This window comes from Streptomyces sp. NPDC048566 (assembly GCF_043199735.1).
Taxonomy (GTDB): domain Bacteria; phylum Actinomycetota; class Actinomycetes; order Streptomycetales; family Streptomycetaceae; genus Streptomyces.
In genome coordinates this window covers 140,440-152,238 of sequence record NZ_JBICWL010000016.1, presented here as the reverse complement: position 1 = coordinate 152,238, position 11,799 = coordinate 140,440, and the positions used below count along the sequence as shown (strand labels likewise).

9 protein-coding genes are annotated in these 11,799 nt (G+C 72.3%); 8 read left to right on the top strand and 1 reads right to left on the bottom strand.

The window, feature by feature from the left end:
* The first annotated feature begins 173 nt into the window (after positions 1 to 173).
* The 3 genes from ACGFS9_RS23275 to ACGFS9_RS23265 all read left to right on the top strand — a co-directional run bounded on the left by ACGFS9_RS23275 (position 174) and on the right by ACGFS9_RS23265 (position 3,956).
* A complete protein-coding gene (locus ACGFS9_RS23275) occupies positions 174 to 1,271 on the top strand; it encodes a 2-oxoacid:ferredoxin oxidoreductase subunit beta (RefSeq protein WP_393255795.1) in 1,098 nt (365 codons plus the stop codon).
* Positions 1,272 to 1,527: 256 nt separating this feature from the next.
* Complete coding sequence (locus ACGFS9_RS23270; protein ID WP_393255784.1) at positions 1,528 to 2,262, top strand: helix-turn-helix domain-containing protein; 735 nt, start codon at positions 1,528 to 1,530, stop codon at positions 2,260 to 2,262.
* A gap of 257 nt (positions 2,263 to 2,519) precedes the next feature.
* Positions 2,520 to 3,956: an MFS transporter gene (locus ACGFS9_RS23265; RefSeq protein ID WP_393255782.1), complete on the top strand. Its 1,437-nt coding sequence runs from the start codon at positions 2,520 to 2,522 to the stop codon at positions 3,954 to 3,956.
* Positions 3,957 to 4,157: 201 nt separating this feature from the next.
* On the opposite strand, the gene ACGFS9_RS23260 is transcribed toward ACGFS9_RS23265, so the two are convergent.
* Positions 4,158 to 4,943 carry an MBL fold metallo-hydrolase gene (locus ACGFS9_RS23260; protein ID WP_393255780.1) on the bottom strand — a complete coding sequence of 262 codons (786 nt, stop codon included), beginning with the start codon at positions 4,941 to 4,943 and terminating at the stop codon, positions 4,158 to 4,160.
* A gap of 586 nt (positions 4,944 to 5,529) precedes the next feature.
* Between ACGFS9_RS23260 and ACGFS9_RS23255 the strand changes: the two genes are divergently transcribed.
* From ACGFS9_RS23255 to ACGFS9_RS23235, 5 genes are all read left to right on the top strand, one after another.
* Entirely contained in the window at positions 5,530 to 7,785 is a 2,256-nt protein-coding gene (locus tag ACGFS9_RS23255) for an MMPL family transporter (RefSeq protein ID WP_393255778.1), read from the top strand.
* Positions 7,786 to 8,126: 341 nt separating this feature from the next.
* Positions 8,127 to 8,801, top strand: coding sequence for a DUF4097 family beta strand repeat-containing protein (locus tag ACGFS9_RS23250; RefSeq protein WP_393255776.1), 675 nt, complete (start codon positions 8,127 to 8,129; stop codon positions 8,799 to 8,801).
* Between the two features lie 44 nt (positions 8,802 to 8,845).
* Entirely contained in the window at positions 8,846 to 9,808 is a 963-nt protein-coding gene (locus tag ACGFS9_RS23245) for an ATP-binding cassette domain-containing protein (protein WP_393255774.1), read from the top strand.
* Entirely contained in the window at positions 9,805 to 10,581 is a 777-nt protein-coding gene (locus ACGFS9_RS23240; protein ID WP_393255772.1) for an ABC transporter permease, read from the top strand. The genes ACGFS9_RS23245 and ACGFS9_RS23240 overlap by 4 nt, the downstream gene beginning before the upstream one ends.
* Before the next feature lie 174 nt (positions 10,582 to 10,755).
* Positions 10,756 to 11,784, top strand: coding sequence for a S66 peptidase family protein (locus ACGFS9_RS23235; protein WP_393255771.1), 1,029 nt, complete (start codon positions 10,756 to 10,758; stop codon positions 11,782 to 11,784).
* The last annotated feature ends 15 nt before the right edge of the window (positions 11,785 to 11,799 follow it).

The window sequence follows — 11,799 nt, the reverse complement described above, 5'->3', positions numbered from 1 at the left end:
CGCCACCCTCGTCCGGGCCCGCCACCTCGTCGACGTCCGCTCCCTGACCCAGGTCAACGGCATGCCCTTTAAGGCCGAACACCTCGCCACCGCGCCGAAGGAGACCATCGATGCCTGACATCGCCGACACCACCGGCACCAGCGCCGACGCGGGCACAGGCACGAAATCCGGCATGAGCACCGGCACAGCCGCGGGCGCGGGCACGGGCAGGGGCCCGGGTGGGGTGCAGGCGTTGTCGCTGGTGCCGCGGGCCGAGGGCGTGCAGTCCATGAAGGACTTCAAGTCCGACCAGGAGGTGCGCTGGTGCCCGGGCTGCGGCGACTACGCCGTCCTCGCCGCCGTGCAGGGCTTCCTACCCGAACTCGGCCTGGCCCGGGAGAACATCGTCTTCGTCTCCGGCATCGGCTGCTCCTCCCGCTTCCCCTACTACATGAACACCTACGGGATGCACTCCATCCACGGCCGCGCCCCCGCCATCGCCACCGGCCTGGCCGCCTCCCGCCCCGACCTGTCGGTCTGGGTCGTCACCGGCGACGGCGACGCCCTGTCCATCGGCGGCAACCACCTCATCCACGCCCTGCGCCGCAACGTCAACCTGAAGATCCTGCTGTTCAACAACCGCATCTACGGCCTGACCAAGGGCCAGTACTCCCCCACCTCCGAGGTCGGGAAGATCACCAAATCCACGCCGATGGGCTCCCTGGACGCCCCCTTCAACCCCGTCTCCCTCGCCCTGGGCGCCGAGGCCTCGTTCGTGGCCCGCACCATCGACTCCGACCGCCGCCACCTCACCGACGTGCTGCGCCAGGCCGCCGCCCACCCCGGCACCGCGCTCGTCGAGATCTACCAGAACTGCAACATCTTCAACGACGGCGCCTTCGACGCCCTCAAAGACAAAGAGAAGGCCGACCAGGCCGTCATCCGCCTCGAACACGGCCGGCCCATCACCTTCGGCACCCACCACGACCAAGGCGTCGTCCGCGACCCGCACACCGGCGACCTCGCCATCGTCACCGTCACCGACGACAACCGCGACACCCTCCTGGTCCACGACGCCCACGCCACCAGTCCCACCACCGCCTTCGCCCTCTCCCGCCTCGCCGACCCCGACACCCTCCACCACACCCCCATCGGCGTCCTGCGCAGCATTCAACGCCCCGTCTACGACACCCAGATGAGCGACCAACTCGACACCGCCACCGAACGCGACGGCAAAGGCGACCTCACCACCCTCCTCACCGGCGCCGACACCTGGACCGTCATCGGCTGAACGGGGGAGGTGGGGCAGCTCCCTTCCCACCCCGCCGCCCCCCTGGCGAATCCGTTTCCGGCATGGGAAAAGCTACGTTGCGTTCAGATGCCGGGGAACGGGCGCCGCCCCCCTCACGTCAATGCAGCAGATCGTGGGCTTAGGGTCGTTGCGCCCTGCGGTCCCTCTCCTGGGCGGCCGGGATGTTGTTGCAATGACCGAAAGAGGGGCGCTAGGGTTCGATCAACGCGCGTCACGCACGACGAGGGAGGCCGTGATGCCGGGAGGCAGGCTCACACAGCAGGAACGCCGGCAGATCGCCCTGGGGCTGGCCGACGGCCTCGCGTACGCGGAGATCGCGCGCCGCCTGGAGCGGCCGACCTCGACCGTCACCCGCGAGGTCATGCGCAACGGCGGCCCCACGTCCTACCGGGCCGATCTCGCCCACCGGGCCACGGAACACCGGGCCCACCGGCGCAAGCAGGCCGCGCCCCGCAACGCCGCGACTCCTCCGCAGCCCCACGGGCGGGACGCGGAGGCGGTGCGCGAGTTCGAGGAGGTGCTCACCACCGTCATCATGGCCTCGGGCGCGCCCACGATGATGGCCAGGGTGATGGCCTGCCTCACGCTCACCGACTCCGGCAGCCTCACGGCGGCCGAACTCGTCCAGCGCCTCCAGGTCAGCCCCGCGTCCGTCTCGAAGGCCATCGCGTTCCTGGAGAGCCAGGGCCTGGTCCGCAGGGAGCGCGACGACCGGCGCCGCGAGCGCTACGTCGTCGACGACGACGTCTGGTACCAGTCCATGATGGCCAGCGCCCGCTCGACCGCCCAGATCGTGGAGACCGCCCGGCAGGGCGTCGGAGTCCTGGGCCCCGGTACACCGGCGGGCACCCGCCTGGAGAACATCGCCCGGTTCCTGGACTTCGTCTCGGAAAGCATCGCCCGTGCCGCGGAGCAGGCCCGCGAGGTCCTGTACACGAAACCCGAGAGCCCCACGGACGCCCCCGCCTGAGCCCGCGATGCCGCCGGCGCGACGGCCTCTCGGCTGCGGCGGCGGCCGGGTGCCCTGACCCGCCCGCCGTGCGACGACCCGCCGTCCCGCGCTCGCGACCGTGCGGCGCGGCCGCCCCGCAGCGGGTGGCTTCCTCTTCATCGCGCCCGGGCGTACCGGCGCTCGCTGGGGTTCCGCCGGAGGAACGGTCGAGCCGTGTCGGCCGCCGACGGCAAACCCCTTGCCCGGCCCGGCGTTTGACGTGAGGATCCGGGTTTGTGACCGACGTCGACAGAGCCGGCTCCTCCCGGCCCGGTGGTTCCGTTCAGCCCGTCCGCCCGAGCCGTGCGGTCCCCGGCACGAGCGCCGTGCCGCCCGGTGCGCCGGCGGACTCCGGTCGCGGGCCGGCCGCCTCGCCCTCCGGCACGCGCGGTACGCCCGTCCCGCGCGCCCTCCATCGGGCGGCGTCCGCGGACGTCCCGCAGGACGGCGTACCTGCGGCGGCGCGCCCCGCCCACCGGGACGGGAACGTCCTGCGCTGGCTGACCGCGTACTTCGCCTCCATCGTGGGGGACAGCGTCTACTTCCTCGCCCTCGGCTGGGCCGCCGCCCAGTTCGCCGGGCCGGCGCAGGTCGGCGTGGTGCTGGCGGTCGGGGCCGTGCCGAGGGCGCTGCTGATGCTGCTCGGCGGTGTGGTCGCCGACCGCTTCGATCCGCGGAAGGTGGTCATCGGCTCCGACGCCCTGCGGGCCCTGGTCATCCTCGCGGTGGCCGCCTCGCTCTGGCTCGGGACGCCCCGCCTGTGGCTCCTGCTGCTCGTGGCGCTCGTCTTCGGCGTGGTCGACGCCCTCTTCCTGCCCGCGGTGGGCGCGCTGCCGCCGCGCCTGACCGGTCCGGACCAGGTCGTACGGCTGGTCGGGCTCCGGCAGCTGGCGATCAGGATCGGGAAGGCGGTGGGGCCGCCGCTGGCCGGATTCGCGCTCGCCCACCACGGTGAGGCCGCGTTCGCCATGGCCGGGGTGCTGTTCGTGTTCTCGCTGGTCCTGCTGTTCGGGGTGCGCGTCGCCCCGCTTCCGCGGGAGGCCGGCGCGGCCGGACCGGGCAGCCCGTGGCGCGACCTGTCCGACGGGCTGCGCTACATCCGCCGGCACCGCCTGGTGGGGCCGCTGGTGCTCGCGACCGCGCTGAGCGAGATCGGGTTCATGCCGCCGCTCCAGATGGGCGTGTTCCTCCTCGCCCGCGAGCGGGGGTTCGGGCCCACGGCGATCGGCTGGATACTCGGCGCGTTCGCCGTCGGGGCGGGCGCGGGCGCGGTGGGCCTGTCCCTGGCGGGACGCATCCGGCGGGCCGGACTGCTCCAGATCTCCACGCTCGTCGTCGCCTCCCTCACCATCGGGGCCATCGGACTGCTGCCGACGGTGACCGGGGCGGCCGTGGTCGCCGGGTTCGCCGGGCTGGTGGGCGGGGTGTGCGGGGGGCTGTCGATCGCGCTGGTCCAGCACAACACCGCCGCCGCCTACCAGGGGCGTGTCGCCGGGGTCCTGGCGCTGTCCCACGTCGGTCTCGCCCCCCTGGTCTTCCCGCTCTTCGGCCTGGCGGCCGAGGAGTTCGGGGTGGTCCCCATGTTCCTGGTCGGGGCCGTGGTCAGTGCGAGTGCGGCGGCAGTCGGCCTGCTCGCGCCGGAGGTACGCCGGGCCGAGCTGACGGTCCGGTAGCGGGGGCCGGACAGCCTCGGCCGGTCAGCGACCCGACCGGTGCCCGAACCTCCCGGGTGACGGCGGCCGTGTTCACCGCCGGCGATAGGGCCCCGACGGACCTGTTGCCGCCGCCCCGTCGCACGCCCCGAAGGCGCGGACATCCCCGCGCGTGGGCCGGAGGCCGCCGGGCGGCTCGCGGGTGGATGGCCGCGGGGTCACCTACCCGCGGGCACGCGCCCGTTCGAACAGCACCGGGTCGTGGGCGTTGACGATGAGCAGCCCGGGCTCGTCACGTCCGAACAGTTCGGCGAGCCGGGCGTGGTTCGCGCGGACCTTCGCCGCGTCGTGCGCGATGAAGGACTCCATGCCGCTGAGGGTGCGCGGCACCGGGGAGCGCCCGTCGAGGACCCCGCGGTGGTAGAACGCGTCACCGGCGTGCAGCAGCCAGCCGTGGTCCGTGTCGACCGCCACGGCGGCGTGGCCGCGGGTGTGGCCGGGCAGCGCGATCAGCACGATCCCGGGGGCGACGGCGTCGAGTTCCCGCGCCGCGGCGAACCCCTGCCACCGGTCGCCGTCGGGGCGGTGCTCGACGAGGTCCACGCCGTGTTCCCACTGTGCCTTCCGGTACCGGAGGCGTTCTCGCCGGCTCGGCGCGTGCACGGCGCCGCGCGCCTCTTCGGCGGTGACGTGGACCTGGGCCCGGGGGAAGTCGGACAGGCCGCCGATGTGGTCGGCGTCGAAGTGGGTGAGCACGATGTGGCGGACGTCGTCGGGTCGGAGTCCGAGTCCCGCGATCTGCCGTACGGCGCTCTCCTCGGGATCGAGGACCGGACGGACGAAGTGGCGGGCGGGACCGACCCGGCGTCCGGGGTCGGCGATGTCGTCGAGCCCGTGGCCGGAGTCGACGAGGACGAGTCCGCCGGGGGTCTCGACGAGCAGGACGTGGCACACCAGGCGGGTGCCGGGGGGATGCATGGTGCCGCAGTTCAGGTGGTGAACCTTCACGGAGCCGTCCTTGTCGTGTGGATGCCCGCGAGCGGGCGGGCCACGCGGGGGAGGGGGCGTCCGGCGGGCCGGGCGCGTGGAGTCTCGCGCGCCCCGACCGCCCCGCGCCGTCGGTCCGTCGCCGCTCTCGCGCGTGGTGGCGGGGGCCGCGGCCGGTGGGCGGGCCGACCGTGATCGCAGAGTAACGCGGTTCCGTCCAGCGTTGGTTGAGAGTCGGACGAGTCGAGGGGCTCGGGCCGCGGCTGTTCCCGGCCGTCGACGCGGTCTCCACCGTGCCGCGAGCGCGACCGGGCAGACTGCCGCGCACCGGCCCGTGACGCGCCGCTGCCGTCGCGGCAGCCGGACGCGGTGTACGCGGCGGGCTCGGCCCGGTCTCCCGCCGGTGGTCCGTGAACGGCGCGGACGGACGCGGCACCGACGCCCGGGGGATGACGGTGCGGCGGTCTCGATCGAGCCCGGCTGGAGAAGCGCTCGAGAGACGTCCCCGGAATGGCGGAGAATCACCTCGAACATAAGAAACCGCCACTGCGGTTTGTTAACCTGCGCGGGACTTGGTGCCATCCGACCCCGACGGGAGCCCCCCACCATGGCGACGTTGCTGTACAGACTCGGCCGGTTCGCGTTCCGAAGGCGGGGCCTGACGGCCGTGCTGTGGCTACTGGTCCTGCTCGGGGCGGGCTTCGCGGCGTCCTCCGCGCCGGCGCCGCCCGCCGACACCTTCTCCATGCCGGGAACCGAGTCGCAGAAGGCCTTCGACCTGCTGGAGGAGAAGTTCCCGGCCGCCGGAGCCGAGGGGGCCAGCGCCCGCGTCGTCGTCCGCGCTCCGCGCGGTGAGCGGATCACCGAGGCCCGCAACAAGACCTCGGTCGCCGAGCTCGTCGACGAACTGCGCGGCGACCCGGGAGTCTCGCGCGTCACCGATCCCTTCACGAGCGGTGCGGTCAGCAAGGACGGCACCACCGCCTACGCCGTGGCCACCTACGAGGCGACCGCCACCGAGCTGACGGACACCCAGCACGACGCGCTGGAGAAGTCGCTGCGCTCCGGCCGGGCGTCGGGGCTGACCGTGGAGGCCGGCGGCGACGCGGTGAAGGTCGACACCGCCATGAGCGGGGTCGGCGAGAAGATCGGCGTGCTGATCTCGGCCCTGGTGCTGCTGATGACGTTCGGCTCGCTGATCGCGGCGGGCATGCCGCTGCTGACCGCGGTCGTCGGTGTCGGCATCGGCATCAGCTCCATCACCGCCCTGGGCAGCACGCTCGGCCTGTCCGCCACCACCTCCAATCTGGCGATGATGCTCGGTCTGGCCGTCGGCATCGACTACGCCCTCTTCGTCGTCTCCCGCTACCGCTCGGAGAAACTGGAGGGCCACGACCGGCAGGAGGCGGCCGGACGCGCCGTCGGCACGGCCGGATCGGCCGTCGTCTTCGCCGGGCTCACCGTCATCGTCGCGCTCGCCGGACTGAGCGTGGTGAACATCCCCGTCCTGACCAAGATGGGCCTGGCTGCCGCGGGCACCGTCGCCGTCGCGGTCCTGATCGCCATCACCCTGGTTCCCGCACTGCTCGGCTTCGCCCCCGTCCGCGTCCTGCGCCGGCGCGACCGGGCCGCCTTCCGCGGCAAGCCCCTCTCCGCCCGCAAGCAGCGCAAGGCCGCCAAGCGGGCCGCGAAAGAGGCGGCCCGGCGTCCCAACCTCGGTTCCCGGTGGGCCGGTTACGTCCTGCGCCACCCGGTCGCCGTCCTGCTGGTCGGCGTCGTCGGCCTCGGCGCGCTGGCGATGCCCGCGGCCGACCTGCGGCTCGGGCTGCCCGGCGAGGGCACCATGGCCCCCGACACCACCCAGCGCAAGGCGTACGACATGCTCTCGGCGTCGTTCGGCGACGGCTTCAACGGGCCGCTGACCGTCACCGTCGAGGCGCCGAAGGCGACGGAGGCGGCGAAGACCGTCGCGGCACGGTTCGGCGAGCAGGACGGCGTGGCCTCGGTGACCCCGGCCACGGTCAACAAGGCGGGCGACACCGCGCTCTTCACGGTCGTCCCCGTCAGCGGACCGGGCGAGAGCGCCACCGAGGACCTGGTCCGGACACTGCGCCGGAGCGCCGGGGGACTGGAGGGGAGCACCGGCTCCGAGATCCTGATCACCGGTCAGACCGCCCTGGTCATCGACTTCTCCCACACCCTGGACGACGCGCTGCTGCCGTACCTCGGCCTGGTCGTCGGCCTGGCCTTCCTGCTGCTGATGGTGGTGTTCCGCTCCGTCCTGGTGCCCTTCAAGGCGGCGCTCGGCTTCCTGCTCTCGGTGGGTGCGGCGCTCGGCGCCGTCGTCGCGGTCTTTCAGCAGGGCCATCTCGCGGACCTGTTCGGTGTCGACCAGCCCGGTCCCGTCGTCAGCACCATGCCGATCCTGATGATCGGCGTGGTGTTCGGGCTGGCCATGGACTACGAGGTCTTCCTGGTCAGCCGGATGCGCGAGGCGTACGTGCACGGAGCTTCTCCGGCCGAGGCGGTCGTCACCGGCTTCCGCTACGGAGGACGGGTCGTCGCGGCGGCGGCCGTCATCATGATCAGCGTGTTCTCCGGCTTCATCGCCGAGGACAACGACCTGGTGAAGATGATGGGCTTCGCGCTGGCCTCCGCCGTGCTCTTCGACGCCTTCGTCGTCCGCATGGCCATCGTTCCCGCTCTGTTCGCCCTGCTGGGCGCCAAGGCGTGGTGGCTGCCGAGGTGGCTCGACGTGATCCTGCCCGATCTGGACGTCGAGGGGGCGAAGCTCGGCCGGGGCCGGACCGGCGTCCGCTCCGCGTCCCGGCGCGCGGACCGGGAGCGTGAACTGATCCGCTGAACGGCGGTCCGCCGCGCCGCCGGAACCGCCGGCGACGCCGCCGTCCGGACAGGGACGCTGCCCGGACGGCGGCGCGGACGGTTCCCGCGGTCCCGATGTCGTGCGCGCACAAGCCCTTCCCGCGGGACCGGGTAGCGTTCAGCGGCATCCAATGCAACGACCGCTCTGATGCCTCGTTGCGTTACACGGGAGACCGTTGCAACAAGTTTTCCTGATTCACCTGCAATTATGGCGATGTTGCGCAACAACAGTGTTGCTTGAACGTGAAAGGCAACGTAGCGTTTCTGTCATCGGAAAGACGCGGGCCGAAGGGGCGCGCGCATCGCGAGAAGGAGAGCACGATGCAGAAGTTCGACACCCCCGCCCCCGTCTCCGCCGTCCTCGACGTCCCCGCCGGGCGCATCCAGGTCATCGCGGCCGGCCGTACCGACACCACGGTGGAGGTCCTGCCCGCGAACCCCTCCAAGAGCCGTGACGTGAAGGCAGCGGAGCAGATCCAGGTGGCCTACGCGGACGGCGTGCTGCGGGTCGAGGCGGCGCCCGCCAAGAACCGCCTCCTCGGCACCGGCTCGGGATCCGTGGAGATCACCGTCCAACTCCCCACCGGCTCCCGTGTGGAGGCGCGGACGGCCGCCGCCGACCTCCGCGGCGTCGGCAGCCTCGGCGAGGTCACGGTCGAGGGCGCCCAGGGCACCGTCAAGCTCGACGAGGCCGAGAGCGCCCGACTCGCCCTCCAGGCCGGCGACATCACCGTCGGACGCCTCGGCGGCCCGGCCGAGATCAGCACGCACCAGGGCGACCTGCACATCATCGAGGCGGTGCAGGGCAAGGTCGTGCTGCGCACGGACTCCGGTGACATCACGGTCGGCGCGGCCCGCGGCGTGTCCGCCACCCTCGACGCCGGCACCACGCACGGGCGGATCGACAACGCCCTCCAGAACAGCGCCGGCGGATCGGCCGGACTGAGCATCCACGCCACGACCGCGCACGGCGACATCACCGCCCGCAGCAACTGACCCCCGCGACATCACACCCGCCGTCTCCCAAGGAGTCCCCCCTCATGTCCGACCTGGCCATCGCGGCGCACGAGGTGCGCAAGTCCTACGGTGACAAGACCGTGCTCGACGGGATCGACCTCACGGTCCCGGAGGGGACCGTCTTCTCCCTGCTCGGCCCGAACGGTGCCGGCAAGACCACGGCCGTGAAGATCCTCTCCACGCTCATCTCCCCGGACGCGGGGTCGGGGCCGATCCGGGTGGGCGGGCACGACCTGGCCGCCGACGCGCAGGCGGCCCGGTCGGTCATCGGGGTGACGGGGCAGTTCTCGGCCGTGGACGGGCTGATCACCGGCGAGGAGAACATGCTCCTCATGGCCGACCTGCACCACCTGTCCAAGGCGGAGGGCCGCCGGATCACGGCGGACCTGCTGGAGCGCTTCGACCTGGTGGAGGCGGCGAAGAAGCCGGCCTCGGCCTACTCCGGCGGCATGAAGCGTCGGCTGGACATCGCGATGACGCTGGTGGGCGGGCCGCGGATCATCTTCCTCGACGAGCCCACCACCGGGCTCGACCCCCGTTCCCGCCACAACATGTGGCAGATCATCAGGGAACTGGTCACCGGCGGTACGACCGTCTTCCTCACCACGCAGTACCTGGAGGAGGCGGACGAACTCGCCGACCGGATCGCCGTCCTGAACGACGGGAAGATCGCCGCGGAGGGCACCGCCGAGGAGCTCAAGCGGATGATCCCCGGCGGACACGTCCGCCTCCGCTTCACCGACCCTGCCGCCCATCGGACCGCCGCCCTCGCCCTCGCCGAGGCCGCCCGCGACGACGAGGCGCTGACCCTGCATCTGCCCAGCGACGGCAGTCAGCGCCAGCTCCGCCTCATCCTCGACCGGCTGGACACCGCCGGCATCGACGCCGACGAACTCACCGTCCACACCCCCGACCTCGACGACGTCTTCTTCGCCCTCACCGGCGGGACGGCCGTACCCACCCAGCCCAAGGAGGCTGTCCGATGAGCTCCCTCTCCCTCGCCGTGCGCGATTCCTCCACGATGCTGCGCAGGAACCTGCTGCACGCCCGCCGCTACCCGTCGCTGACACTGAACCTGCTGCTCACGCCGGTGATGCTGTTGCTGCTGTTCGTGTACATCTTCGGCGACACGATGAGCGGCGGCGCCGGCCGGTCCGCCTACATCGCCTACATCGTTCCCGGCATCCTGCTGATGACGATCGGCTCCACCGTGGTGGGCACCGCGGTGTCGGTGGCCACCGACATGAACGAGGGCATCATCGCCCGATTCCGCACCATGGCCATCCACCGCGGGTCGGTCCTGTTCGGCCATGTCGTCGGCAGCGTCCTCCAGGCGATCCTGAGTGTCGTCCTGGTCGGCGCGGTGGGCGTCGCGATGGGCTTCCGGTCCACCGACGCGAGCGTGCTGGAGTGGCTGGCCGCGTTCGGGCTGCTGGCCTTCTTCGCGCTGGCGTTCACCTGGATCGCCGTCGGCATGGGCCTGGGCAGCCCCACCGCGGAGGCGGCCAGCAACAACGCGATGCCGCTCATCCTGCTCCCGCTGATCTCCAGCGCGTTCGTGCCGCTGGAGTCGATGCCGGGCTGGTTCCAGCCGATCGCCCACTACCAGCCCTTCACCCCCGCCATCGAGACCCTGCGCGGACTCCTGCTCGGCACCGAGATCGGCGCCAACGGCTGGATCGCCCTGGGCTGGTGCACCGCCCTCACCCTCCTGGGCTGGCGCTGGTCCCAGGCCCAGTACAACGCCGACCCCAAGTAGTCCGCGAGACGCAGCACTCGGACCGCCCACACGAGGCGGCGTTCCCCGACCGATGCCGGGGAACGCCGCCTCGCGCGTGCGGACGCACCGCCTCCACCCGCAGCAGCGCCCCGCCTTTCCCTCCCCCGGATATCGCCGTGCCGACCGACCGGGCAGCGTGCCAGAATCCGGCGCATGGCTGTTCGATATCCGCGCCCTTTGCGCCCCGGCGACCGCATCGGTGTCACCTCTCCGTCGAGCGGGGTCGCCGAAGCCCTGCACGAACGCCTGCGTATCGCCGTCCAGGACGTCGAGAAGCGCGGATACGAGGTGGTCGTCGGCCGCTGCATGGACGGCTCGGGACACGTCAGCGCCCCCGCCGCCGACCGCGCCGAGGAACTGATGTCGATGCTCACGGACCCCACCGTCCGTGCCATCGTGCCCCCGTGGGGCGGGGAGACCGCGATCGACCTGCTGCCCCTGCTCGACTTCGAGCGGCTGCGGGAGGCGGAACCGACGTGGTGCGTCGGGTTCTCCGACATGTCGACCCTGATCACGCCCCTGACCCTGCTCACGGGTGCGGCGACCGTCCACGGCAACAACCTGATGGACACCCCCTACCGGGTGCCCCACGGCCTGCTGTCCTGGCTCGACATCGTCGCCGCCCCGTCGGGACACCGCTTCACCCAGACCCCGCCCGGCCGCCACCGCACCACGGGGTTCGACGACTTCGCCACCTCCCCCGACGCCCGCACGTACACGCTCGACGCCGCCGGGACCTGGACACGGCTCGACGGCGACGGCGAGGTGGACGTCGAGGGACGACTCATCGGCGGCTGCATCGAGACACTGTGCAACCTGGCGGGAACGCCCTACCTCGACGTCACGGCCTTCGCCGACGACATGGCACCGGAAGGACTCGTCGTCTACGTGGAAGCGGCCGGCGACGACGCCTTCACCATCTGCCGCAACCTCCACGGCATGCGGCTCGCCGGATTCTTCGACCGGGCCGCGGCGGTCCTCGTCGGCCGGACCAACGCGCCGGCCAACCGGACCCTCAGCCAGCACGAGGCCGTCCTCGACGCCCTGGGCCCCTTGTGCGTGCCGATCGTCGCCGACGTCGAATGCGGCCACGTCCCGCCCTATCTCCCCATCGTCAACGGAGCACTCGGCCGCATCGTCCACACGGCCGACCGCAGCGAGCTGACCCAGACCCTGGCCTGACCGGCGAACGCCCGC